The sequence below is a fragment of the Candidatus Poriferisocius sp. genome, assembly GCF_965204015.1.
Classification (GTDB): domain Bacteria; phylum Actinomycetota; class Acidimicrobiia; order Acidimicrobiales; family Bin134; genus Poriferisocius.
The window spans coordinates 3,151,151-3,174,040 of sequence record NZ_OZ241965.1; the positions used below are offsets into that span (position 1 = coordinate 3,151,151).

22 protein-coding genes are annotated in these 22,890 nt (G+C 62.4%); 5 read left to right on the forward strand and 17 right to left on the reverse strand.

Annotation, left to right across the window (positions count from 1 at the left end):
- Positions 1 to 44: 44 nt before the first annotated feature.
- Both ACOGJC_RS14155 and ACOGJC_RS14160 read left to right on the forward strand, forming a co-directional pair.
- On the forward strand, positions 45 to 959 hold the full coding sequence (locus tag ACOGJC_RS14155; protein WP_419845641.1) for an AAA family ATPase: 915 nt from the start codon (positions 45 to 47) through the stop codon (positions 957 to 959).
- Between the two features lie 22 nt (positions 960 to 981).
- A complete protein-coding gene (locus tag ACOGJC_RS14160; protein ID WP_419845642.1) occupies positions 982 to 2,442 on the forward strand; it encodes a VWA domain-containing protein in 1,461 nt (486 codons plus the stop codon).
- Between the two features lie 221 nt (positions 2,443 to 2,663).
- Here the strand turns inward: ACOGJC_RS14160 and ACOGJC_RS14165 are convergent, their stop codons facing one another.
- Positions 2,664 to 3,857, reverse strand: a complete 1,194-nt coding sequence (locus ACOGJC_RS14165; RefSeq protein WP_419845643.1) for a DUF222 domain-containing protein — start codon at positions 3,855 to 3,857, stop codon at positions 2,664 to 2,666.
- 200 nt (positions 3,858 to 4,057) lie between these two features.
- Here ACOGJC_RS14165 and ACOGJC_RS14170 point away from each other — a divergent pair, with 200 nt between their 5' ends.
- Positions 4,058 to 4,633 carry an O-methyltransferase gene (locus tag ACOGJC_RS14170; protein WP_419845644.1) on the forward strand — a complete coding sequence of 192 codons (576 nt, stop codon included), beginning with the start codon at positions 4,058 to 4,060 and terminating at the stop codon, positions 4,631 to 4,633.
- Positions 4,634 to 4,663: 30 nt separating this feature from the next.
- Here the strand turns inward: ACOGJC_RS14170 and ACOGJC_RS14175 are convergent, their stop codons facing one another.
- The 12 genes from ACOGJC_RS14175 to ACOGJC_RS14230 form a co-directional block, all read right to left on the reverse strand.
- Positions 4,664 to 5,329 carry an NUDIX hydrolase gene (locus tag ACOGJC_RS14175; protein WP_419845645.1) on the reverse strand — a complete coding sequence of 222 codons (666 nt, stop codon included), beginning with the start codon at positions 5,327 to 5,329 and terminating at the stop codon, positions 4,664 to 4,666.
- Positions 5,310 to 5,555 (reverse strand): type II toxin-antitoxin system VapB family antitoxin, encoded by a 246-nt coding sequence (locus ACOGJC_RS14180; protein ID WP_419845646.1) that lies wholly within the window; start codon positions 5,553 to 5,555, stop codon positions 5,310 to 5,312. The genes ACOGJC_RS14175 and ACOGJC_RS14180 overlap by 20 nt, the downstream gene beginning before the upstream one ends.
- A 374-nt stretch (positions 5,556 to 5,929) precedes the next feature.
- On the reverse strand, positions 5,930 to 6,394 hold the full coding sequence (locus tag ACOGJC_RS14185) for a hypothetical protein (protein ID WP_419845647.1): 465 nt from the start codon (positions 6,392 to 6,394) through the stop codon (positions 5,930 to 5,932).
- Positions 6,395 to 6,478: 84 nt separating this feature from the next.
- On the reverse strand, positions 6,479 to 6,910 hold the full coding sequence (locus ACOGJC_RS14190) for an ArsI/CadI family heavy metal resistance metalloenzyme (RefSeq protein WP_419845648.1): 432 nt from the start codon (positions 6,908 to 6,910) through the stop codon (positions 6,479 to 6,481).
- Positions 6,907 to 7,287 carry a VOC family protein gene (locus tag ACOGJC_RS14195; protein ID WP_419845649.1) on the reverse strand — a complete coding sequence of 127 codons (381 nt, stop codon included), beginning with the start codon at positions 7,285 to 7,287 and terminating at the stop codon, positions 6,907 to 6,909. The genes ACOGJC_RS14190 and ACOGJC_RS14195 overlap by 4 nt, the downstream gene beginning before the upstream one ends.
- 7 nt (positions 7,288 to 7,294) lie before the next feature.
- The gene (locus ACOGJC_RS14200; protein WP_419845650.1) at positions 7,295 to 8,491 is read right to left on the reverse strand and encodes a sulfotransferase family protein; all 1,197 of its coding nucleotides are present in this window, start codon (positions 8,489 to 8,491) and stop codon (positions 7,295 to 7,297) included.
- A gap of 125 nt (positions 8,492 to 8,616) precedes the next feature.
- Positions 8,617 to 9,768 (reverse strand): acyl-CoA dehydrogenase family protein, encoded by a 1,152-nt coding sequence (locus tag ACOGJC_RS14205; protein ID WP_419845651.1) that lies wholly within the window; start codon positions 9,766 to 9,768, stop codon positions 8,617 to 8,619.
- Positions 9,765 to 11,402, reverse strand: coding sequence for an AMP-binding protein (locus tag ACOGJC_RS14210; RefSeq protein WP_419845652.1), 1,638 nt, complete (start codon positions 11,400 to 11,402; stop codon positions 9,765 to 9,767). Before ACOGJC_RS14210 ends, ACOGJC_RS14205 begins: the two co-directional genes overlap by 4 nt.
- A 71-nt stretch (positions 11,403 to 11,473) precedes the next feature.
- On the reverse strand, positions 11,474 to 12,175 hold the full coding sequence (locus ACOGJC_RS14215) for an ABC transporter ATP-binding protein (protein WP_419845653.1): 702 nt from the start codon (positions 12,173 to 12,175) through the stop codon (positions 11,474 to 11,476).
- Positions 12,176 to 12,179: 4 nt separating this feature from the next.
- Positions 12,180 to 14,039: an ATP-binding cassette domain-containing protein gene (locus ACOGJC_RS14220; protein ID WP_419845654.1), complete on the reverse strand. Its 1,860-nt coding sequence runs from the start codon at positions 14,037 to 14,039 to the stop codon at positions 12,180 to 12,182.
- A gap of 8 nt (positions 14,040 to 14,047) precedes the next feature.
- Positions 14,048 to 14,911, reverse strand: a complete 864-nt coding sequence (locus tag ACOGJC_RS14225) for an ABC transporter permease subunit (RefSeq protein ID WP_419845655.1) — start codon at positions 14,909 to 14,911, stop codon at positions 14,048 to 14,050.
- A gap of 123 nt (positions 14,912 to 15,034) precedes the next feature.
- On the reverse strand, positions 15,035 to 16,426 hold the full coding sequence (locus ACOGJC_RS14230) for an ABC transporter substrate-binding protein (protein WP_419845656.1): 1,392 nt from the start codon (positions 16,424 to 16,426) through the stop codon (positions 15,035 to 15,037).
- A 233-nt stretch (positions 16,427 to 16,659) separates the two neighbouring features.
- On the opposite strand from ACOGJC_RS14230, the gene ACOGJC_RS14235 reads away from it, so the two are divergent.
- Complete coding sequence (locus ACOGJC_RS14235) at positions 16,660 to 18,276, forward strand: acyl-CoA synthetase (RefSeq protein WP_419845657.1); 1,617 nt, start codon at positions 16,660 to 16,662, stop codon at positions 18,274 to 18,276.
- A gap of 23 nt (positions 18,277 to 18,299) precedes the next feature.
- Here the strand turns inward: ACOGJC_RS14235 and ACOGJC_RS14240 are convergent, their stop codons facing one another.
- From ACOGJC_RS14240 to ACOGJC_RS14250, 3 genes are read right to left on the reverse strand one after another with little or no spacing between them, the layout of a single operon-like run.
- Positions 18,300 to 19,436, reverse strand: coding sequence for a histidine kinase (locus ACOGJC_RS14240; protein WP_419845658.1), 1,137 nt, complete (start codon positions 19,434 to 19,436; stop codon positions 18,300 to 18,302).
- The gene (locus ACOGJC_RS14245) at positions 19,433 to 20,050 is read right to left on the reverse strand and encodes a response regulator (protein ID WP_419845659.1); all 618 of its coding nucleotides are present in this window, start codon (positions 20,048 to 20,050) and stop codon (positions 19,433 to 19,435) included. The genes ACOGJC_RS14240 and ACOGJC_RS14245 overlap by 4 nt, the downstream gene beginning before the upstream one ends.
- Before the next feature lie 11 nt (positions 20,051 to 20,061).
- Complete coding sequence (locus ACOGJC_RS14250) at positions 20,062 to 21,090, reverse strand: histidine kinase (protein ID WP_419848247.1); 1,029 nt, start codon at positions 21,088 to 21,090, stop codon at positions 20,062 to 20,064.
- Between ACOGJC_RS14250 and ACOGJC_RS14255 the strand changes: the two genes are divergently transcribed.
- Positions 21,019 to 21,213: a hypothetical protein gene (locus ACOGJC_RS14255; protein WP_419848283.1), complete on the forward strand. Its 195-nt coding sequence runs from the start codon at positions 21,019 to 21,021 to the stop codon at positions 21,211 to 21,213. The two genes, ACOGJC_RS14250 and ACOGJC_RS14255, sit on opposite strands and share 72 nt — an antisense overlap.
- Here ACOGJC_RS14255 and ACOGJC_RS14260 read toward each other — a convergent pair.
- Positions 21,210 to 22,769, reverse strand: a complete 1,560-nt coding sequence (locus tag ACOGJC_RS14260) for an amidase (protein WP_419845660.1) — start codon at positions 22,767 to 22,769, stop codon at positions 21,210 to 21,212. The genes ACOGJC_RS14255 and ACOGJC_RS14260 overlap by 4 nt on opposite strands.
- Positions 22,770 to 22,890 lie beyond the last annotated feature (121 nt).

Below are 22,890 nucleotides of genomic sequence, written 5' to 3' on the forward strand. Positions count from 1 at the left end.
TTACTGATTTCGGGGCTAGAACGGGCGAGGCATACCCTTCAATCATGAATTTCTCCTTTGCTGACGTCGACTCGGTGCGCAAGGGCCTGAGCGATGTGCAGTATCTGGCCGACGAAGGCATCGCCGGGGTGGTCTATCTGGCCGAGCGCCTGCAGAAGCCGGTGCTCGTGGAAGGCCCGGCGGGCACGGGCAAGACCCAGTTGGCCAAGAGCGTGGCCGAAGCCACCGGGGCCCGGCTCATTCGCCTCCAGTGCTATGAGGGTCTCGACGAGTCAAAGGCCCTGTACGAGTGGAACTACAAGAAGCAGCTCCTGAGAATCCAGGCCGAGCGCCAGGGCGAGGATCCCGAGGGCGAGGGCATGTGGCAGCAGATCGAGGACGACTTGTTCTCCGAGGAGTTCCTTTTGACCCGGCCGCTGCTGGAGGCCATCCGCTCGTCCGATCCGGTGGTGCTGCTCATCGACGAAGTGGATCGGGTGGAGATCGAGACCGAGGCGCTGCTGCTGGAGATCCTGTCCGACTACCAGGTATCCATCCCCGAGCTGGGCACGGTCGCGGCCAGCCAAATCCCACTGGTGTTCCTCACCTCCAACAACACCCGGGAGCTCTCGGAAGCCCTCAAGCGTCGGTGCCTGTTCTTGCACATCGACTATCCCGATCTGGACCGGGAGAAGGAGATCGTGCTGGCCAAGGTGCCCGGCGTGGGCGAGAGCCTGGCCGACCAGGTGGCCCGCATTGTGCGGTCGGTGCGCCAGATCGAGCTGAAGAAGGCGCCGTCGGTGTCGGAGACCTTGGATTGGGCTCGCACGCTGGTACTGCTGGGGGTGGAGCACATCGACGCCGACACCGCGGCCGAGACGGTGAACATCCTGCTGAAGTACCGCAGCGACATCGAAAAGGCGCTCAAGGAGTTCGCCTCGTCCGACGAGGACTTTGTCGCTCCGGTCGCAACCCCATGACGCTCATCAGCTGACCCAGGCCATGAAAGTCGAGCCCGCCACCTCACCGCTGCTGGCGCTGTTGGCCGGGTTCATCTCTGAGCTGCGGGCCGCGGGGCTACCGGTAAGCCTCACCGAGAACCTGGACGCCATGGAGGCCATCCAGCACATCCCGATCGAGGATCGGGATGCGTTCAAGTACGCCCTGGCCGCCACCCTGGTGAAGAACCACGCCCACTGGCGGGCGTTCGAGACGGTGTTCGAGGTGTACTTCTCGCTGCGGGGCGCCGAGTACGACCTGGTGGACGGGGAGTGGCCCGAGGGCATGGACCTGTCCGATTTCGTCGACGGGTTAGACGGCCAGCAGCAACGCCAGGGCGGGGGCGGCGGCGAGGCCATGTCGGCCGAGCAACTGGCCGAGATGCTGTTCCAAGCCTTGATGCGGGGCGACGACGCCCTAATGCGGGCCATCGCCCGCCAAGCGGTGCAGCGCTACGCCGGCATGGAGCCCGGCCGGCCGGTAGGCGGCACCTACTACCTGTACCGAACGCTGCGGAACCTCGACCTCGACGGCGTGCTGGAGCGCTTGATGGACCAGGCCCGCCAAGATGCCCCCGGCGATCTCACCCCCCTCGAGGAGCGGCTAGAACGCGACGAGTTCGAGGCCCGGGTCGACCAGCTTCGCAAAGAGGTGGAGGCCGAGATCCGCCGCCGGCTGGTGGCCGACCGAGGGGTGGAGGCCATGGCCAAGACCCTCCGCAAACCCCTGCCCGAAGATGTGGACTTCATGCACGCCAGCCGGGAGGAGATGATGGCCCTGCGCCGGGCCATCTACCCGCTAACCCGCAAGCTGGCCGTGCGGCTGGCCCGCAAGCGGCGCCACGGCCGCAAGGGCCCGCTGGACTTCCGCAACACCATGCGCCACTCGCTCTCCTACGGCGGTGTGCCGGCCGAGCCCAAATTCCGTTATCCCCGCCCGGCCAAACCCGAGATCATGGTGGTGGCCGACGTGAGCGGCTCGGTGGCCGCCTTCGCCCGGTTCACCCTGCATCTGGTGTACGCCATCAGCAACCAGTTCTCCAAGGTGCGCTCATTCGTGTTCATCGACGGCCTCGACGAGGTGACCGGCTTCTTCGAGGGGGTGGACGACATCGGCGAAGCCGTCCACCGAGTCAACGCTGAGGCCGACGTGGTGTGGGTGGACGGCCACTCCGACTACGGCCACGCCTTCGAGGTGTTCTGGGAGCGCTACGGCAAAGACGTCGGCCCCAAGACCACGGTGATGATCCTGGGCGACGCCCGCAACAACTACCACGCCTCCCAGGCCTGGATCCTCAAGGAGATCGAGCACCGGGCCCGCAAAGTCTTCTGGCTCAACCCCGAGCCCGGCGCCTACTGGGACACCGGCGACTCCATCGTCTCCGAATACGGCGTCCACTGCGACGGAGTCTTCGAAGTCCGCAACCTCCGCCAACTAGAAGGCTTCGTTGAAAACCTGGTGTAGGGCTGCAAGAACTGGACCCCGGAGCTGCCGTCCCAGCAACGCTGACACCTCCAGGAGTAGGGCCGCGGAAGCCGGGCGCCTGAGCCGCCCTCTTCGGGTTGCCAACTCATATTCAGTTGTCAAGGTGCGAATTCCGGCTTGGTCGTCTTTGGTCTCCTGGCAAAGAGTCCCAAGAGATATTGCCGCGGGCATTGCCGGTTTGCCCTGTGGTCGGGCGGTGCTCAGTTGAGCAGCACGGGATTGCGCTGGGGCGGCCTGTGAGCATCCACGCCTGCATCAGGGAAGGGGTCTGGTGGTTGGTGAAGCTCATAACGCCCCGAATCAGGGCACTTGATGACCTGCCAGCCATCGTCGTGGATGTTGTGATGGCAGCGGGCGCAGACCAGCACCAAGTTGTCGAGGTTTGTCGGCCCACCCCAGGACCAGGGCTGAATGTGGTGGGCCTGGCACCAGGCTGGATTTGCGTCGCAGCCGATGCACCCCTTGTCTCGCAATGCCAAGGCCGCTCGCTGGGCCTCGGTGGCAATTCGCCGCTTGCGACCCAGCCACAACTTTTGGGTCTTGGCTCGAAACACACCAGGCAGGATGTCGGCGTCGCAGGCCAGCCGCCGCAACTCTCCCATCGGAATAGGTGTTCCGTCGCACAATCTGGCGTTGACTAACTCCCGGTGGACCATGTCGTAGTCGGCAATCACCAACAGTGCCGTTCGTGGCCTCTGGCCCGACTTCGGCTCCAAGATCAACTCGGCCAAGGCGTCGGCCACTCGCTGCTGCGGTGTCCGGCGATTTTTGGGGTCTTCTTCACGCCACAGCTCCCGCTCCTTGTCGGAAATGGCCAGGGCAAGCCGGTTCCCGGTGATTGGGTCGAACTCTCCGGAAAGAACAAACATGCCGTCTTCCCGGCTCTCAAAGAACCGGCCGGTGCGGTTCTTGCACTGCTTGTCGAGGATCGACTGCCCGTCGTCTTCGGAGTGCTCTCGCTGTTCTTTGCGCACTGTGCGGGCAAACTGGTCGTAGGGCTCATGCTTGGCCGCCTCGGCCAACACAGCTTCATCAATGGGTCCCTCCCATGAAGCCTTGGCGATCAGCCATGCATGCTTCTGCGGGATCTCGCCGGACTCCAACGCCTTCCAAGTCTCAGCCAACCCCGTCAAACTGGCAGCGGTCTCCACCTCGCGCTTGGCCTCCCGCTTGGAAACCTGGAGTTCGTCCCGCGCCGCCATCTCCGCAGCACCCTTACCAAGCTGATCACGCTCGGCGTTGATGAGGCGTACTCTCCATCCGGCCAGTCGGGCCTCAGCACGCCGAACCGAGGACAGAGCGTCTCGCCGTTGCGTCTCCGACATACCCGCCGGGTCCGTCTCCGGAATCTGCAAAGCGACCTCAAAATCCCTGGTCACAACCTCAATTGCCATGCCGAGTACAATATCGACGACCAGTGACAGCTTGTCTGAGCAGGGGTCCGACTTGAATTGGACTAGTTCGATCCTCGTGCCGAAATCGAATCATCGGCGCCTACCGCGGCACTTCCACCCGTCTTCAACGTGAATTCACTCCAGACCCTCGAATCAATCAACTTATCCTGGATGTCCTTGTCGGGAATCGGGGTCGAATTGTGAAGCCGGTGCCGCCGCTTGTTGCCGCAGCTGAGATGAGGGCTGCCGAACACGACTTCGGTCACTCGTGCCAACAGGGCGTGGGGGAACTGCTTTCATTCCTGGCTACAACTACTCCGCCCAGCGGTCGCATTCTTGAACTCGGGACGGGGTTTGGCGTGGGACTGGCGTGGATCTTGACTGGGCTCGGCTCACGGATCGACGTCGAAGTCGTGACCATAGAGCGGGATGCCGAGCGGGTCGCGTCGCTTGCTGAGGCGGATCTTCCTTCCCACGCATCAATAGTGGAGGGCGACATTGAGGCTTTACTTCCAACCCTGGGGCAGTTCGATCTGATCTTCGCTGACGCTGAGGCGGGAAAGTGGACCGGCCTTGAACTCACAATTTCAGCCCTTGCACCACGGGCTCTGCTTCTTGTCGACGATATGGACAACTCTCACTATGGCTCTTCACACGATCGCTCAACGGTTGAGGCTGTCCGAAAGGCGCTGATGACTGACCCTCGTCTGACCGCAGTCGAGTTGAACGCATCGTCCGGCATGATTCTTGCGTCGCGCCGCGCAGAGGAACTCTAGGAGCTTCCCGATTCGGTTCTGGCTAAGACATCAATTGGCCGTGCTGGGTTCAACAACCATCGAATCTCTATCGGCAGCAGCGGTCTTCCAGGCTTCGAGCACCGGGCTGATGTGGTCGGGAAACGCCAGTGTGTCTGGCAGCTCCCAATTCTGGAAGTAGCGTGCCTCACTCACCTCGGAAGGGTTGACATCAAGATGGCCAGGGTGAGTTGCCCGGGCCATGTAATAGATGTTCAGTGTTGACTCGACTGGCCGTTCCCCGGCTGTACCTGGCTGATCTGGATACACATCCATCCAAATCCCTAGGAATCCAGTGATCGTGATGTCGAGACCCACCTCTTCGCGCACCTCACGGATAGCGGTTGCCTCGGGATGCTCGGCGGGATCGCAGAATCCGCCAGGAATGTCCCACGCGCCTCTCCAGGGTTCACTGGCCCGCTTCACGAGGAGAATAGCATTGTTGTGGATCACCAGCGCAGAGGCGCTCGGCTTGGGGTTAAGCCAGTGTGGTTCGTTGCACGCTGGGCAGCACGTGTGTGGAAGGTCGGCCAGCGCATGGCCACAATGCATGCAAAACATCAGACCAGACCCTAATTGGCTCAGGTCAGACTCAGCCTCGGGTGCCGGTTGTCGCATTCCCAGCAGACTCTGCTGAATTGGAAGCTCGCTAATCGCGTCAGGCTCCTCTGCCTTCATAGATCAGGTCCCGCAATTCAGACCAGGTGTAGCTCTCCAGTGGATTGGGACCGTCAGGGTCGCCGTAGCTGTGATCCTCTAACTTGTAGGGCTTCGCCGATTTTGGCTGAGAGAGCACTTGTCGCAGCCCGTCCTCGACCACGGAACGCAGTGTTTGACCAGTGTCCTTGGCATGACGCTTGGCCCGCTCCAGCAGCATGTCGTTGATGTCGATCGTCGTTTTCACACACCCATACTGCCTAAATTCCAAGAGATGGGCGAGCAATATTCCAGCTACTCACCGACGGCCAACATCAAATTCAGCTGGTGTGACTCCTAGCCCTTTTCAGGTCGTCTTATGAAAGCGGCCCCCATCGCTACGCCCACGCCAACTCCAATTGCGATGCCGACACCGATGTCTCCAAGTGCCGCTCCTATGCCTGCACCAATCCCGACGCCGAGAGCGATGCTTAGTCCCATCCGGGGGTTGGGTTTCATCTTTTTCCTCACTGCTTGTCCTTCATACTGCAACAGCCCCCGACTGGCAATCATTGCTGGCGAAACGGCAGTCCCATCCGCCCTTGTGCGGGGGTGGGGCGACTCGGTCCCGGCGACGGGGCGTCACTCGACGGCCGGGGGAGGAATGACGCGACGGCCGTCGGTCACCGTGATGGGGGTGGTGAGCAGGGCGGTGAGTTCGGGGTCGCTGAGGATCTCTGCCGTGTTCTTCCAGGAGTCGATGAGGAGTTCGACTCGTTTGAAGCTCTCGACGCTGGCTGAGGCCAGAATCGTCTGGGTTAGGTCCTCGGAGAAATTCCGAATCTCGTCGGGCGAGAGGAATTCGACCCAGGGGAAGGCGGCCTCAATGGCGTCATCCATTGCCTCAGGGGAGTCGGCGGAAATCTTGCAGAGGAGGCGGGCCAGACACTCGATGGTCTTGGCCCGGCTGAGGTCGCTAGCCGCGAGGCTGAGGTAGAGGTCGGGCGCGTTGCGGCGGCGCAGCACTACGTCGTGCTGGGCGAGGTTGGCCACTACCTCTTTGGGCTGTCGGAGGAACTCGGTGAAAGTGCGCTCGATAACCTGCATAGAGTCAGGATATCTGAGCTAGTTCAGATATCAAGCCAATATCGGCTAGTTAGCTCTCACGGTGGCCTACATGCGGAGTCGTACTCAGCTCCGACTGGCGATTACCACGTTCTCTAGGACTTCGCTGTCGCCGGTGCGGACGTACCACTCCCAGGCGGTGCCGTCGGGGTCGGTGACCCAGGTTTCGGTTTTCTCGGCGAAGCAGCACTGGGTGTCGTCCACTCCGGTGGTGTCGAGGCCCGACCCGCTTAGACGGCGCTCGGCGTCTAGGACCTCCGCAGCAGTCTCCACTTCCACCCCGAGGTGGTTGATCGTGCCCCCGGCGCCGTTGAAGCATTCTTCGTCGTCGCTGCACTCGTTGCCGGCTTCGAATAGCACCAGCTTTAGCGGCGGTTGGTCGATGGCGAAGTTGGCGTATCCCGGACGACGCCGGGCCGGCTCCACGCCGAAGAGGCAGGAGTAGAACTCCACCGCCTCATCGAGGTCGGACACGTTCAAAGCAAGCTGCAATCTCATGACGACTCCTTTGCCATGAACTCTAAGCGGTTCCCGAACGGGTCGTAGATGTAGACCTGTTCGGTTTCGTCGTCCTGGACCTCGAGCACCTCGTAACCCTGGGATCGAGCCATCTTGGCGAGCCCCGTCACGTCCGAGGACACGAAGGCCACATGCGCCTTTTTTGCCGGGCGGAAGTCCTGATCGACCCCCAAGTGCAACTGTCCGCAGGTACCTTCCGGCAGCTCGAACCAGCATCCGCCTCGCTTGGCCAGTTCAGGCGGCTTGGCCACCTCGACCAGTCCCAGCAGCTCGCCATAGAACGCCCTAGCCTTGTCCTCGCCCCCCACTGGGATTGCCACCTGCACATGGGTGATCGCCCTGACCAGCGGCTTCATGTCCACCTCAGTCTTCGAGGGGGATGTTGTAGTGGGCGATGTAGTCGGCGAACCCGGCGCGGATGGTGGACTCGTCGAGGCCGAGGGCGGCGGCGTCGTAGACGTGCTTGCCGAATTTGTCCTTGGGTTTCTCGGCCAGATAGGCGGGGATGGCGTCGGCCAACACGTGGGAGAACTCCAAGCCGAGACGGTCGTAGGCGGCCTGAACCGCGGCCACCGGGTCGCTCATTAGGTCGCGGAACAACAGGTCGGCGATCTGGTCGTCGGGGACCTCCCCCGAGGCCCGCTGGCCCATCACCATGTCCATCATCATCTGGTAGACGAACAACATGATCGGCCCGTTTTCACTTGGGGTTACCGCGTCGCTTCGCATCCAGTGCATGGTGGTGGTGATATTGGCTACCGATCCAAGGAACCTGACCGGGTCGCGGTGGGTCAGAATCACCCGAGCGTCGGGGTAGGCAGCAAACAGATCCGGGAGCGTGCCCATGTGGGCGGGCGACTTCAACAGGAACTGGGCCGGAGCGCCGTCGACGTGCTGCAAGGTCTGCAAGAAGTTCTTGTGCCACCGGTACACCGCCTGAAAGTCGGAGGGCACTCCCCGTTCGGCAAGGTCCCCGATGGAGTGCATCATCGGCCAGTGCCAACTGCGGAACTCGGGCTGGCAGAAGTGGATGCACTCCACCGGCAGGTCGCCGCGCAGCTCGTGCATGGTCATGAACTCGGGCTGGATGTCGGCCCAGAACTCCTGTTCAGGCTCGCTGCACGCCAGCGCGTCAGCCCCCGTGTCTGGAAGCGTGCCCAGCGGGAAATGGGCCTCGTAGCCCCGCACCCCCCGCAATCTGGGGTCCAGCGCCAACAGCTCCAGCAGGATGGTGGTGCCGGTGCGGGGCGGCCCGGAGACGAACACCGGCCTGACGATCTCGGCCTTCAGGGTTTCGGGGTTCGCCTGCCAGTAGTGAACGACACGAAGCCGGTTTTGCAGGTTGCGAATGATCTCCCCCCGGGCGCTCAGCCGCCCCACCACATTCAGCTGGGCATTCTCGTCCAGGGCATCGCACAGCGCCCGGTAGCCAGCCTCCCAGCCGGGTTCGTCGCCGAAGTCCGACAGCCCCACCGAATCAACCGCAACCGCCAGCATCTCGTCGGCATCCAAGCTCACCAGGCGGGCCGGGTCGCCCACCGCGGTCCCAAACAAGTTCATCCGCCGCACCCAGTCCGGGCGCTCCAAGTGGCCGGTTTGTTCCATCGCTTTGCTGACTCCGAGTTGTTTGGGGGAGTCCAGTTCTAACAGAGACAGCCAGATCGGTAGGAGTAGTCAGCGCACCACTAGATGTCGGCGGCCAGGCCGAGCTCGCGGGAGATGACCAGGCGCTGGATCTCGCTGGTGCCCTCGCCGATCTCCAGGATCTTGGCGTCCCGGTAGAACCGAGATACCGGGGTCTCGTCGATGAAGCCGTAGCCGCCGAATATCTGGGTGGCTTCCCGGGTGGCCGACACGGCGGCTTCGGTGGCATATAGCTTGGCGATGGCCGCCTGCTTCTTGAACGGCAGCCCGGCGTCTTTGCGGGCCGCCGCGGCGTAGGTCACCTCCCGGGCGGTCTCGGAGGCCACCGCCATGTCGGCGCACTTGAAGGCGATGGCCTGGTAACTGGCAATGGGCCTTCCGAAAGACTGACGCTGATTGGCGTATGCGGCGCACTCGTCTAAGCAGGCTTGGATGAGGCCCACCGCCAGCGCGGCGATGGCGATGCGGCCATCGTCGAGCGTGGCCAGGAACTGGTGGAATCCCTGCCCCGGTTCTCCCAGCAGATTCGCCTCGGGAACCCGGCAGTCGTCGAATATCAGGCCGTGGGTGTCGGAGGCATGCCACCCCATCTTCCGATAGGCCGGCTCCACCACAAAGCCTGGTGTGCCCGACGGGACGATGATTGACGACACGCCCTCGTCGGTGCGGGCCGTGATGGTGACCAGGCTGGTGATGTCGGTTCCCGAGTTGGTGATGAACGTCTTGGCCCCGTTGATCACCCACTCCGGTGATCCCGACGAGCGGTCGAGCTCGGCCCGGGTCTGAGTAGCCCCGGCGTCGGAGCCCCCGCCGGGCTCGGTGAGGCCGAATCCGCCCAGGGCCCGCCCGGCAACCAGGTCGGGAAGGTACTGCTGCTTTTGGCTCTCGGTCCCGTAGTCGAAGATCGGCTTGGCTCCCAGGCTCACCCCGGCCTCCAGGGTGATCCCCATCGATTGATCGGCCCGGCCGATCTCCTCGATGGCAATGCACAGCGTGGTGAAGTCGGCATCGCCGCCCCCGTACTCCTCGGGGAACACCAGGCCGAACAGGCCGAGCTCGCCCATCGCCCGCACCGTGTCGGTGGGAAAGACGTGGTCGCGGTCCCAATCGGCAGCGTGCGGGGCGATCTCGCGAGCCGCGAAATCGCGCACCACGTTGCGAAACGCCTCCTGCTCGTCGGTGAAGGTCGTCATGCGTGCCGCTCTCCGGCCGCGTCGCCCAAACCGAGTTCTTCAATCGACTGCTCCCGCATGAGGTACTTCTGAATCTTGCCGGTGATGGTCATGGGGAACTCGTCGGTGAACTTCACATAGCGGGGGACCTTGTAGTGGGCGATCTGGCCCCGGCAGAACTCCTTAATGTTGTCGGCATCCAGGGTGGCGCTGTCCCGGAGCTGCACCCACGCCATGATCTCCTCGCCGTATCGGGCATCGGGCACTCCGATCACCTGCACTTCCACCACATCGGGATGACGGTAGAGATACTCCTCGATCTCCCGGGGATAGACGTTCTCACCGCCCCGGATGATCATGTCCTTGATCCGCCCAACGATGTTGATGTACCCATCGTCGTCCATGACGGCCAGGTCACCGCTGTGCATCCAGCCCTGGTCGTCGATGGCCTCGGTGCTGCGGGCCTCGTCGTCCCAGTAACCCAGCATCACCGAATAGCCCCGGGTCATAAACTCACCGGCCTGGCCTCGGGACACGGTGTCGCCGGTCTCGGGATCCACAATGCGGACCTCCACGTGGGGATGAACCCGCCCCACCGTGGACACCCGCTTGTCCAGCGAATCGTCGGCCGAGGTCTGGGTGGAAACCGGTGAGGTCTCGGTCATGCCGTAGGCGATGGTCACCTCGCTCATGTTCATCCGGTCCACCACCTGCTTCATCACCTCCACCGGGCAAGGTGAGCCGGCCATAATCCCGGTGCGCAGCGACGACAGGTCATAGTTGTCGAGGTCAGGCTCGCCCAGCTCGGCGATGAACATGGTCGGCACCCCGTAGAGGCTGGTGCAGCGCTCCTGCTCGCAGGCCCGCAGCGAGGCGGCGGCATCGAATCCTGCTGAGGGGATAACCATCGTGGCGCCGTGGGTGGTGCAGGCCAGATTGCCCAAAACCATGCCGAAGCAGTGATAAAACGGCACCGGAATGCACACCCGGTCGACCGGGGTGTACCCGCAGGCCTCTCCCACGAAAAAGCCATTGTTCAAGATGTTGCGATGGCTCAGCGTGGCCCCCTTGGGGAACCCCGTGGTGCCGCTGGTGTACTGGATATTGATCGGGTCGTCAGGGTGGAGTCCCGCAGAGCGCTCCTCGAGCTGATCGACTGATACCGCTTCGCCAACGGCCAACAAGTCCTCCCAATCCGAGGTCTGGAGGTACACCACCTGCCGGACGGGAACTCCGTCCCACACCTCCTCGACCATGCCGCGGTAGTCGCTGTGGGAGAACGCCTCCGCCGCCACCAGCACGCTGATGCCCGACTGGTTGAGCACATACTCCAACTCGGCAACCCGATAGGCCGGATTGATGGTCACCAAGATGGCGCCAATCCGGGCGGTGGCGTATTGCACCAGCACCCACTCAGCGCAGTTCGGACTCCAAATCCCCACCCGGTCGCCCACCTGCACATCCATGCCCATCAACCCCGCCGCCACCTCGTCAACCGCGGCGGCGAACTCGTTGTAGGTGTAGCGCAGACCCTGCTCGACAGAGACCAGCGCATCCCGATCACCGTGAGCCTCCACCGTGCGGCCCAGGTTGGCCGAGATGGTCTCCTCCAGCAGCGGTGTTGCTGTAGACCCCGAGTCGGATGACAGCTTCATGGGCTTGATCTTCTTTCTGTTGGCCTTGCTATCCGTCTGTTTGCATGGTCTTGTCGGTCACACACCAGTGGCTAGAGAGCCATGTACCTTCGTTGCAGTTCCCTGTCACGGCTGAGCTCGGTGATGTCAAGCTCTTCGACGATCTCGCCTTTGTCCATAATCAGGCCCCGGTGGGCGACCCGGGCGGCGAAGTCGAGATTCTGTTCCACCACAAGCACCGCTATACCACGCTGTGTGTTGATCTGCTCCACGGTGGTCGCGATTTCGTCCAGAATTGATGGCTGGATTCCCTCGGATGGCTCGTCGAGCAACAAGAGCTTGGGCCGGGCCATCAGGGCACGGGCGAGGGCGAGTATTTGCTGCTGGCCCCCGGACAAGCTCCCACCGCGAGCCTTACGCTTCTCGGCCAGTATGGGGAATTGCTCGAATGCCCCTTCCAGCTCATCGCTCTGAGACTTGCCGAAGGCCGAGGCAGCCACTTGAAGGTTCTCAGCAACGGTGAGTTTCGGAAAGATATCCCGTCCCTGGGGTACATGGGAGATGCCCAAGCGGGCTCGCTTGAATGCGCTGAGCGAGCAGAGATCGGTCTGGTCGAAGCTCAGGCTGCCGCCGGTGCATGGAATAGTGCCGCTGATGGCTCGCATCAGGGTGGTCTTACCTGCGCCGTTGCGGCCCAAGACTGCCGCGATTTCTCCCGAGTCCAGCGACAGGCTGACTTCGTGGAGAACCGGAGTGGAGCCGTAACCCGCTCGTACATGGTCTAGGCGGAGCATGGGCTCACTCCCGTCCCAGGTAGATGTCGAGGATGCGCTCATCGCGGGATAAGTCATCGAAGCTGCCCTGGGTGAACAGTTGGCCCCGGTGCAACACGGTGACGGGAGCGCCGAGTTGGCGGACGAACTCCATGTCGTGCTCGACCACGATGACCGACGCCCATTCGCCAAGTTGGGAAACCAGCTCCCCGGTTCGCCGGGTTTCTTCCCGGGTCATCCCCGCGGTGGGTTCGTCGAGGAGCACAACGCAAGGGCTGGTGGCTACCACCATTCCGATCTCCAGCCACTGCTGTTGCCCGTGTGACAGAGTTCCCGCTGGGTTCTGCGCACGACCGCCGAGTTCAAGCCACTCCAACAATTGCTCGGTACGAACGTCGGCTGTAGATCGGTTGTGGGGCATGGCGAAGCAGGCCAACCACAGATTCTCCCGTACGGAGAGCTCTTTGTAGATGGACGCCACTTGAAGCTTGACGCCGATCCCTTGTCGGGCCCGCTGAAAGGCCGGCCACTTGGTGAGGTTCTGCTCGTCCATTAGCACCATTCCGTCGGTCACCGAATATTGCCCCGACAGCAGCCCGAAAAGAGTGCTCTTGCCTGCTCCATTCGGCCCGATCAAGCAGGACACGCCTGTCGGGGGGAACTCAAGGGTCACATTGTCGACCGCGGTGAGGCCTCCAAAGCGCTTGGTGACCATTCGGGTGGCAATCGGGGAGTTGGAGCGCTCTCCGTTGGCCTCCACCATCCAGTCGGGTACCGGTGGTGTCGCAGGTTGGACTTGGGAGGCTTGTGCAGAATCGGAGGAGGCGGGGGGAGTGGACCAGCGGCTTGCTGCTTTGCTGCTTGCAACCGCCCAAGCCTTTGCCGCATTGGCAATCACCCCTCCGGGCAGGAATAGCACGATGAAGATCAGGGTCGCGCCCAGCACGATCGGCTCGTTGTTGCCGTCTGATCCTCCCGCCCAGGAAGAGAGTCCCTCGACGATCAGCACACCGATGAAGGCGCCGGCCACGCTGGATCGACTGCCGACCAATATCCAGATGACCACCAGAGCCGCAGGGGTGAGCGAGAAGACCGGAGGACTGATGAATCGGCCCCACGCCGCGAACAGGGCACCGGCGAATGCGGCGATGCCCCCTCCGATGGTGAACAACGCCAGCTTGTGGGCTCGGACGTTGTAGCCGGTCAACTCAGTGCGGAGCTCGTTGTGCTGCATCGCCACCGCGATACGTCCGAACGGGCGTCGAGAGAGCACTCGGATCCCGACCGCGATCACCAATCCAGCCGCCACGCACACGATGAAGAACTGGACCCTGGTGAGCTCGTGGCTGGCACCACCGGGCAGTCGCCAAGTGAGGCGCGGAATGCGGGTCATGCCGTTGTATCCCCCGAAGGGAGCGTCTCCGATCCGGTATTCCGAGCCTGAAGTGGAGTTGACAAACGCGAACAAGACCAGGCTGGTGGCCAAGGTGATGATGGCGACGTACACGTTGGTGACGTTGCCGTAGAACATGAAGTAGCCCAGAAGCCCGGCGAACGCCGCGCCGACCACCACGGCTGCCGCAACGGCGGTGAGCGATTCACCGGTGTTGTCGGCGAAGTTGATGGCCCAGAACCCGTAGGTGTAGCCCCCGATGCCGTAGATGGCGGCTTGGCCGAAGCTGAAGATGCCGCCGTAGCCCCAGATCAGCACCAGCGAGAGGGCCAAGATCGCCTGAATTGCCCATAGGGACCATTCGAAGGCGGTGAACTCTTCCACCAGGTTTCCGAGGATCGCGGCGGCTGCCAGGGCCAGCCCGGCTACCGAAAGATCAGTGCCCAGCGAGCCCCGGCCCGATCGGGCCCCGGTGCCGGCAAGCCTGGTCAAATGGGCCATCATCGGCTGTCGCGCCTTCCGGTGAGACCTTGGGGCATGAACCGCAGGATGACGATCGCGGCGATGAGCAGCATGGCCTGCCCGATCACCGGGGTGAAGCGGTTGGTGGCCACGTTCTCCACCAAGCCCAACAGCCCGCTGGCCGACACCGTGCCGGCGATGAACGACGGTCCCCCCACGATCACCGTCATGAACGATCGGGCGACGTAGGTGTGGCCCATGGTGGGAATGACCCCCACCAGCGGGGCCAGCAGCGCACCAGCCGCCCCGGCGAGGGCGGACCCCAGTCCGAAGGTCCACATGTTGATCAATGAGGTGTTGACTCCCAGTTCCTGGGCCATGGTCGGCGACTGGGTAGCTGCTCGGGCCAGCAGGCCGTACCGTGTCCTCCGCATCACGGTGAATGTGCCCGCCGTGAGGGCGGCAGCCGCTCCCATGAGGATCAAGTTGTAGGCCGACATGGAGAATTCGCCGACGGCAAAGCTGCCCACGGGAACCACGATCCCCTCGGTGACCGATCCGTAGTGGTTGTCCACCAACTGAACAAGGATCAGCGACACTCCCCAGGTGGCCAGCATGGTGTCGAACAGGCGGCCGTAGAGCCGTCGTATGAGCAGCCGTTCCAGCACGATGCCGAAGACGCCGACAGACAATGCGGCGATCAGCATGGCCAGCCATACGTTCAACCCGCTTCGTACCCCGGAGAGCGTGGCGAACGCGCCCAGCATGATGAACTCGCCGTGGGCCAGGTTGATGATGCCCCGCATTCCGAAGATGACCGCGAGCCCGATGGAGACCAAGAGCAGGATGGAGATCCCTGAGAAGAGATCGAAGCCGAGGTTGAAGAGTCGGTCAAGGGCCATTGAATCGGAGTCTCCCAGGATGCGCTCCGGAGGGCGAGAACTTGGCGAAGGGCCCGGCGGGGAGGGTGCTCGGCACCCTCCCCGCGGGTGGCAGGGCCACTCCCAGCCCGGAGGGGGTCAGGCTTAGTTGGGAGTGAACTGCTCGTTGATGTCCGGGTTTGCAATCAGGTCGCACGACTCTTGCTCGAACGACGGCGGGATGTTGTCGAAGGTCTCGAAGACGTCGAAGCCCCCGGAATCATTGGTGCGAGCCAGACTCACCGGTTGGACCATGTGGTGGGAACCGCCGTCGAGGGCCACTATGCCCTTGGGGCTGTCAAAGCTGACTCCGCTCTCAAGCTGGGCAATGACGGCGTCGCGCTCCAGGGTTCCGGCGGCATTGACCGCGTCGGCCCAAAGATGCCAGCCCTCCCACACGTAGACGGCCAAGTCGGTGATATAGGGGTAATCGGCGCCGTATTCGGCCTCCCAGGCGGCCACGAAAGCCCTGTTCTGCGGAGTATCGAGCTCCTCAAAGTACGGGTAGGCCACGATGATGTTCTCGGCGGAAACGGGATCGAGGGCCACTTGCTCGTTGCCGAGCCCGAAGGTCGTGGACACCACAGGGATGCTCTCGTTGACGCCAGCAGCGGCATATTGGCTGTAGAACGACATGTGGGCGCCGCCGACGAGCAAGGACATCACTGCGTCAGGTTCCGCGCTCTGTACGGCGGAGATGGTCGTGCCGAATTCGGCGACATCGAGCGGGAAGAAGTCCTCGCCCACGATCTCGCCGCCGTGCTCTGCGGCGTAGTGCCTCACCCAGTCAGCGGAGATCTGGCCGTAGTTGTAGTCGGCGGCCAGGATGTACATACGGGGCCCGATGTTCTCAATCGTCCAGGGGATGAGCACCTGAAGCTGTTGGGTGGGCACAACCCCCGTGACGAAGGTGTTGCGATCGCATACACCGCCCTCGTAGAGAACGTTGTAGAAATACAGCAGCTCAGCCTCGCCAAATGTCGGTCGAATCGCTTCCCGGGACGCGCTGGTAATGCCGGCGTGCACCACGGCGAGGTCTTCGGCGACGAGCCGGTCGGCGCCGGTGATGTACTCGTTCTGATCCGACTTGGAGTCAAGGGCGACGAGCTCGAGTTGGCGGCCGAGCACACCGCCCTTGGCATTGATGTCGGCGATGGCCAGACGAGTGGCATCGACCATGGGCGTGCCGTAGATGTTCAGAGGACCGGTCTCGTCGAGCAGGCTTCCCACTCTGATCGGCTCGCTGGTGCTTTCGTCGACGCTCGGCGCTTCTTCTTCCTCGTCGCTGCTAGCCGAAGCCTCGGTTGGCTCCGGCTCAGCTGTGGAATCGTCCTCGGCGGGCGCGGGTTGCTCCACCTGGCTGACTTGGTCTCCGGCAGGCTCGGTCTGGTCATCGTCATCGTTGCCGCAAGCCGCGGCGAACAGAACAAACGTGAACAAGACTGCGGCGATCCGCAGCCACCGACCCCAGATGCGGTGTTCTCTTGGAGCATTCATGGGCAGTGCAATTCCTTCCTCGAGCTGGGGATTCCGATATTCGGGACCCCAGTTGACCCTTTCTCCGAGCACGAATAGCCCAAAGAAAGCTCAAAGTTGTGCGATACGAGTTCATCGCGGCCTCCGCAGGCCCGTAACCCGCGATTGCAGGATTGGAGCCAACTACCCGCGAATGAAGGTTGGCCGCCTGTTCGAGGGCGCTTGAGGGTATGAACCCGGACAAGGAGGCCACCATGTTGACGCGGGAAAGCTACGAACAGCTTCGCTCAACGTTTTCGCTCGACGTGCCGCCGCGATTCAACTACGTCCGTGATGTCGTTGACCGCTGGGCCTCATCACAACCCGACAAGCTCGCTCTTATCGCCGTTGAACCCGATGGGATCACGGCGAACCGGTACACGTTCACCGACATTTCGACCCGGGCTTCCACAGCCGCCGATCTGCTCGCCGAACTAGGCGTCGAAAAGGGCGATCGGGTCTTTGTCATGTTGCCGCGAACCGTGGAGTGGTACGACGTATTGCTCGGCTGTATCAGGCTGGGAGCGATCCCGATGCCCGCCACGATGCAGCTAACGGCCAAAGACATCGCGTATCGCATCAAGAAGGCCGACGCATCGGTGGCCATCACCGATGGCGAAGGCTTTGCCGCCGTAGCAGCGGCATTGGGCGAGTGCCCCGCGGTCAATGCCCGAATCATCGTTGGAGAGCCCCGGAGTAACTGGACCTCCTACCGCGATGCTGTCCTCGTTGATCGCGCCAGCTCCCCGGTTGAGGACACGGCTTCGGATGACCCGATGCTGATCTACTTCACCTCCGGCACCGAGTCCTATCCGAAGATGGTGCTTCACACCCAGGCCTCCTATGGCATAGGCCACGAGATCACAGCACGGTTCTGGCACGACCTCGATGAATCCGATGTCCACTGGACTGTCTCGGACACCGGATGGGCGAAGGCCGCCTGGGGCAAGCTCTTCGGCCAGTGGCGCCTCGGAGCTGCTGTGCTGATGTGGAACATCATCGGCAAGCCCGACTTCGACCGCATGCTCCGCATCATCGGCGAGCAAGGCGTCACCACCCTCTGCGCGCCGCCGACGCTGTACCGGGCGTTTGCCCAGATGGACCTCTCGCAATATGAGCTGTCAGGACTCCGGCACTCGACTGCTGCCGGAGAACCGCTCAACCCCGAGGTCATCAAGGTCTGGCACAACGCCACAGGACTCCAAATCTACGACGGCTATGGACAAACAGAGACCGTGAATATCGTCGCAAACCTTCCGGGCATCGAGGTGCGCCCGGGCTCGATGGGCCTCCCTACTCCCGGTTTCGACGTCCAGATCGTCGACGACGCGGGAAATATCGTGAACGACGGCGACGAGGGCAATATCGCAGTACGCATAGAGCCTGAGCGCCCTGTTGGCCTGTTCAAGGAGTATTGGCGCGACCCGGAGAAGAACGCGCAGGTGTTTCGCAACGGCTGGTATCTCACTGGAGACCGGGCCACTCGTGACCGCGACGGCTACATATGGTTCGTGGGTCGCGCTGACGATGTGATCTTGTCAGCCGCTTATCGCATCGGGCCGTTCGAGGTGGAGTCGGCTCTGCTCGAGCATGAGGCCGTGGCCGAGGCAGCGGTAGTGGGGAGGCCAGACCCGGCGCGTGGGGAAATCGTCAAGGCGTTCGTCATCCTTGCCGACGGATTCCTGCCCACCGCAGAGCTGGGCGAACTGCTCAAGGAGCACGTGAAGGCCACAACAGCACCGTACAAGTACCCACGTGAAATCGAGTTCGTCGACGAACTGCCGAAGACCGTCTCAGGCAAAATAAGGCGAGTTGAGCTCCGCGGGAAGTAATCGGAAAACCAGCCGGCTTGGCGCTATTCGGCAACCAGTCTCGCCTGGATCATTTTGGTGCCGTCGGCGGCAGCTTGCACCTGAATCGAATCCGCGCCCGAGTGGAGATGCGGCCTCATTGTCGCAATCAATTCATCCACCTCAGGGCCGCTCGATGCTGTGCCGCCATCGTGTTGCACAGTAAGCACGAGCTCGCTGTCGCCGAATTCTGCGCAGAGAATGGTGATTTTGACGTCGGCCTGGGTCTCCAGCCAGCGCAAGATGACCCGTACCAACTGCACGGCAGGACATTCGAAGGGCGCGATTGCCTCACATACTGTGCCCCGGACAATTGGCTGCGACCACACCCCTGTTCGAGTTGAATAGTCCTGGAGCTCTTGCAGCAGGGCGACAGGAAGCGCTTCGTCATAGGTTTGCGGCGACAGAACGTGAAGGGCCCGGCGGAGGTTCCCAGCCGCGTCTTGAACCTGCTGTTCGATCTGTTCGGCCAATTCGAACAGGGCCGAATTGTCGCCTCCCGCAGCTCGTAGTTGTGTGGCTGACACACCCATGCTGAACAGCAATTGGCCGACTTCGTCGTGAAGGTCACTGGCAATGCGATGGCGCTCGGTAGCCACCAGGTAATTCATGATCGCTTCGGTTCCAATGGCTGCCCTGAAGGCTGGTGCTGAAGCGTCTGCAGCCTGTCGCATTACTCGCAGCGATCGGTCTCCGATGCTTCCAACGGAGCGAACGCCGGCGTAGAGCACGCCGAGCACCTCATCTCCGCTGGCCACGGGAACCGCGGCTATGCCGCCAATCCCCTCGCCCCTTGAGACAACATCGACAAAGTCTCGGGTGATCTGAGGATCAGTGGCGTAGTCCTCGACGACAACCGAGCGGCCCGTTGACATCACTCGTCCCCCCAGCCCTTGCCCGGCGCAGAAGCTGAGCTGATCGAAGTCTCTCGTCCGAGTCCCCCGTGATGCCTGCATCGACATCGATGTTGACGACGGCGCATCGCAAACTGCGACGCTGGTCAGCGGCAGCCCGAGACACTCGGTAAGCATCTCGACCGTTTGCTCGGCTTGAGCACGGACATCGACCATCCCTGCAAGTGAGTAGGAAAGACGGCGAAGGAGATCGATGACTTCATACTCGGCAGGGGGCTCACCAGTCATAGCAGTCGCAACTGTCTGGCCGTCGCCAAGGCCTCGATCCGATTGCGGGCGTGCAACTTGGTGAGCAGCGATTGGATGTAGGAGCGGACGGTGTTCTCGGCCAAATGCAATTCGGTCGCGATCTCTTTGCTGGTCAGGCCGAGGGCCATAACACACAGCACCTCGTATTCCCGCAGCGTCAGCGATTCGTAGAATCCTCCGTTCTTGCCCAGCGAGACTGCTCGCGTGTGGGGATCTTCCACGAGCGAGGGATCGACGAACAGCTCGCCGGCGAGCACTTTCCTCAGTGCATCGACAAGGTTGCTGCCATCCTTGAGTACGACTCCCACCGCGCCGGCGTTCAGACACGCCCGAAGGGGCTCGCGGTCGTCGAACGCGGTGTGGATCAGGATGCGGGAATGGCTTGACACGTCGGTCAGTGATCGGCACAGATGGGGGGCGAAGTTGTCGCCGAGCTTCAAATCCAAGATGACCACATCAGGCGCCAGAGACTTCGCCAACTCAACGCCGTCTGCACCTGTCATCGCCTCGCCGACCAATGTCAGATCAGGCTCGTTCGCCAAGAGCTGCCGCACGCCATCGATGACTACGGGGTGGTCGTCGATCACCAACACTGAAGCACTCATCACGCTGCCTCAAGCGGCAGCGAGATCCGAACGATCGTCCCGCCGTCCTCGCCAGCCGCCACTTCGAGGTCACCGCCTTGGCGCTGCGCCTGTCTCAGGATCGAGGCGAGTCCCCAGTGGCGATCACCGCGCGGAATGACTTGTAGTTCGAAATCATCGGGCAGCCCGCGGCCGTCATCTTGGATTACCAACGAAACCCTGGTTGTCTCAAAGTGAAGCGTTACCACTACGAGCGATGCCGATGCGTGCTGCTCGATATTGAACAGTGCCTGCCGCGCTGCGCCGATGAGCGCCGCTTCGGCTGGTGTGGGCAGCGGACGCATGTTGCCTCGGACCATAAGGTGGACCTTGAGGTCTGATCGCGACTGGAGGTCGTCGGTCTCGCGTTGCAAGGCAACTGCTACCGCCTCGGTCTGCGAGCTCGGCGCCATGACCTTGAAGGCTTCGCGCATGCGCTTTGTCGCCTCTTGCGCCTGTTCTTCGATCCCCACTGCTACCTGGGCCAAGTGCTCATCTCCGCTATCGCGCAGGCGTTGTGCTGCAACGCTGATTGAGAAGAGGAGCTGGCCAACGTCATCATGCAAATCACTGGCAATCCGCTGGCGCTCGGCATCAACTCGCTGTTGTATCGCAGTCGAAGCGCGAATCGATGCCGCCATCATGGGAGCGATATTTGCGGCGGCTTCGGCGAGAATGGTCTTGGCGCGATCACCGATAGAACCAATGGATCGGATACCTCCGTAGAGAATTCCCACCAGTTCGGTGTCGTACTCAACGGGAACGGCCAGCATCCCGCCGAGTCCCTCGGCATTGACGACATCGACGAAGTGGTTCGTGATCCGGGGATCGTCGGCGTAGTTCTGCACCTCGATCTGTCTCCGCTCGACCATCACCCGGCCACCGAGGCCCTTTCCGGTTGAGACTTGGACTTGGCGGAATCGATCGTTGCGGGCCCCGTGTACGCCCCGCATGGCAAACAGGGACGAGCCTTCTCGAACCGCAACCGATACGAGCGGAAGGCCCAGTATCCGATAGAGATCGACTGCGGTCCTCTGGGCGAGGGCGCCGGGGTCCAAGAACCCCACCAATTCCTCGCTCAGCAGGGCAAGTCGCTCAAGGTCGTCAGCATCCGCCAGTTCGATGGCGCCTAGGTACTGCATCCGGCTATGGCCTTCTGGGCCATCGGTGACAAGGCGAACCCGCCCACATGGTTCTCGTAGGCGCGCCCGACTCTCAAGAGCGTCGCCTCATCCCACTGTTTGCCGACAATGCTCATGCCAACTGGCATCCCTTGTCCACCGGCGACGGGAATCGTCAGGTCTGGATTGCCGGTCACATTCGACACCGCAGTGTTCGGGATCATCTCGAGGGCCCTTGCCACGTACTCGTCGACTGGGGCATCGCTCGATGGGATGGCTTTGGCGGCGAACGGCAGAGTCGGATAGCAGAGCACATCGTACTTCTGGAGGGCGCGATCCACTGCGGCGTTGATCTGGGGCCGCACATTGGAGGCGCGGGCGTAGGCGCCGCCGCCGGTGCGGTCGGCCATGTACTCCGCGCACAAGATCACAAATTTCAAGGTCTGCGACACAAGGTGGGCTTTGGTTTCCCACCCACGCTTGGTGTGCTCGATCTGCTCAGGATCGAACAGGCCTCTGTAGTTCATGCCGTAGCCGTTGCCGCGGATCATCTGCCACATTGCTCCGTCGGTGGCAATGACATTCCAGATGTGCAATGCGTCGCGGTGCTCGGGCATGGAGAAGGTCTCAACGGTGGCGCCGAGGTCCGCGAGACGACTCGCGCTGGCTTCGACAATCGAGTCCGAAACAGGATCGCTGAGGTTTTCCCATCCGAACCCTTCCGACACAACGCCCACTCTCAGGCCTTCGATTCCGTCTTCGATTCCCTCGGCATAGTCGATGTCAGAGGGCGCCTTGGGTTGGCGGGGATCGTTGCCGTCTGGACCGGCAATGGCCGTCAAGAACGTCGCGAGATCGCTCATGTTTCGAGCCACTGGGCCAACGTGATCGATGGTCCACTCGATGGGGTAGATGCCGGTGTACGGCACGAGGCCAAACGTGGGCTTCAGCCCGCAAGTGCCTGAGAACGCCGACGGAATCCTGATCGAACCGCCCTGGTCAGCGGCGATGGCCATGTCGACTTCGCCGGCGGCGACCAATGCGCTGCTTCCGCCGGACGAGCCTCCGGCAGTCTTTGACGTATCCCACGGGTTCCTGATCGGAGCGAGGGCAGAGGTGTGGCTGGCACCCGAGAAACAAAGGTCTTCGCACGCGGCCTTGCCGATGATTCTTCCGCCCGCGTCAAGGATCCGGCGAACGACAGTCGCGTCGACGGTGGGGACATAGCCCTCGAGGATCCGCGACCCGTTCATCATGGGAACCCCCGCCACCGCGGCGTTGTCCTTGATGGCGAAGGTCTTGCCGGCAAGCGGGCCTGTTTTCTTCTCCTGGATGTCGCATTTGACGTACCAGGCCCCCAGTTCGTTGTCGGGGTCATCGGGCCTATTGCTGTCGCGGATGGGTGCCGAGGGTCTGGACTCGTCATACATTGCGTCGACATGGTCATAAGAGCCCAAGGCGCCGGCCACCAGCGCCTGGTGAACCTCGAGTTGATCTTGTCGAAGGCCGAGGCCCCACCGGTCGGCTATTGCCCGGAGCTCATCAAAATCAGGTGTCGGAATAGCCATATGCGCTCCTCTAGTCTTGACCCCAAGCCCACTTGTCCAATCAAACGTAGTTGTGGCAGGGAATACGTCAAGACCCGCGATTGCAGGTATCAGATGGGGAGCGGTTCGCTTGGCTCCAAGC

Coding starts and splice junctions, on each gene's coding strand:
- ACOGJC_RS14155 (WP_419845641.1), top strand. CDS start 45: ATGAATTTCTCCTTTGCTGACGTCGACTCGGTGCGCAAGGGCCTGAGC.
- ACOGJC_RS14160 (WP_419845642.1), top strand. CDS start 982: ATGAAAGTCGAGCCCGCCACCTCACCGCTGCTGGCGCTGTTGGCCGGG.
- ACOGJC_RS14165 (WP_419845643.1), bottom strand. CDS start 3,857: ATGGCAATTGAGGTTGTGACCAGGGATTTTGAGGTCGCTTTGCAGATT.
- ACOGJC_RS14175 (WP_419845645.1), bottom strand. CDS start 5,329: ATGAAGGCAGAGGAGCCTGACGCGATTAGCGAGCTTCCAATTCAGCAG.
- ACOGJC_RS14185 (WP_419845647.1), bottom strand. CDS start 6,394: ATGCAGGTTATCGAGCGCACTTTCACCGAGTTCCTCCGACAGCCCAAA.
- ACOGJC_RS14190 (WP_419845648.1), bottom strand. CDS start 6,910: ATGAGATTGCAGCTTGCTTTGAACGTGTCCGACCTCGATGAGGCGGTG.
- ACOGJC_RS14195 (WP_419845649.1), bottom strand. CDS start 7,287: ATGAAGCCGCTGGTCAGGGCGATCACCCATGTGCAGGTGGCAATCCCA.
- ACOGJC_RS14200 (WP_419845650.1), bottom strand. CDS start 8,491: ATGAACTTGTTTGGGACCGCGGTGGGCGACCCGGCCCGCCTGGTGAGC.
- ACOGJC_RS14205 (WP_419845651.1), bottom strand. CDS start 9,768: ATGACGACCTTCACCGACGAGCAGGAGGCGTTTCGCAACGTGGTGCGC.
- ACOGJC_RS14210 (WP_419845652.1), bottom strand. CDS start 11,402: ATGAAGCTGTCATCCGACTCGGGGTCTACAGCAACACCGCTGCTGGAG.
- ACOGJC_RS14215 (WP_419845653.1), bottom strand. CDS start 12,175: ATGCTCCGCCTAGACCATGTACGAGCGGGTTACGGCTCCACTCCGGTT.
- ACOGJC_RS14225 (WP_419845655.1), bottom strand. CDS start 14,911: ATGGCCCTTGACCGACTCTTCAACCTCGGCTTCGATCTCTTCTCAGGG.
- ACOGJC_RS14230 (WP_419845656.1), bottom strand. CDS start 16,426: ATGAATGCTCCAAGAGAACACCGCATCTGGGGTCGGTGGCTGCGGATC.
- ACOGJC_RS14235 (WP_419845657.1), top strand. CDS start 16,660: ATGTTGACGCGGGAAAGCTACGAACAGCTTCGCTCAACGTTTTCGCTC.
- ACOGJC_RS14240 (WP_419845658.1), bottom strand. CDS start 19,436: ATGACTGGTGAGCCCCCTGCCGAGTATGAAGTCATCGATCTCCTTCGC.
- ACOGJC_RS14260 (WP_419845660.1), bottom strand. CDS start 22,769: ATGGCTATTCCGACACCTGATTTTGATGAGCTCCGGGCAATAGCCGAC.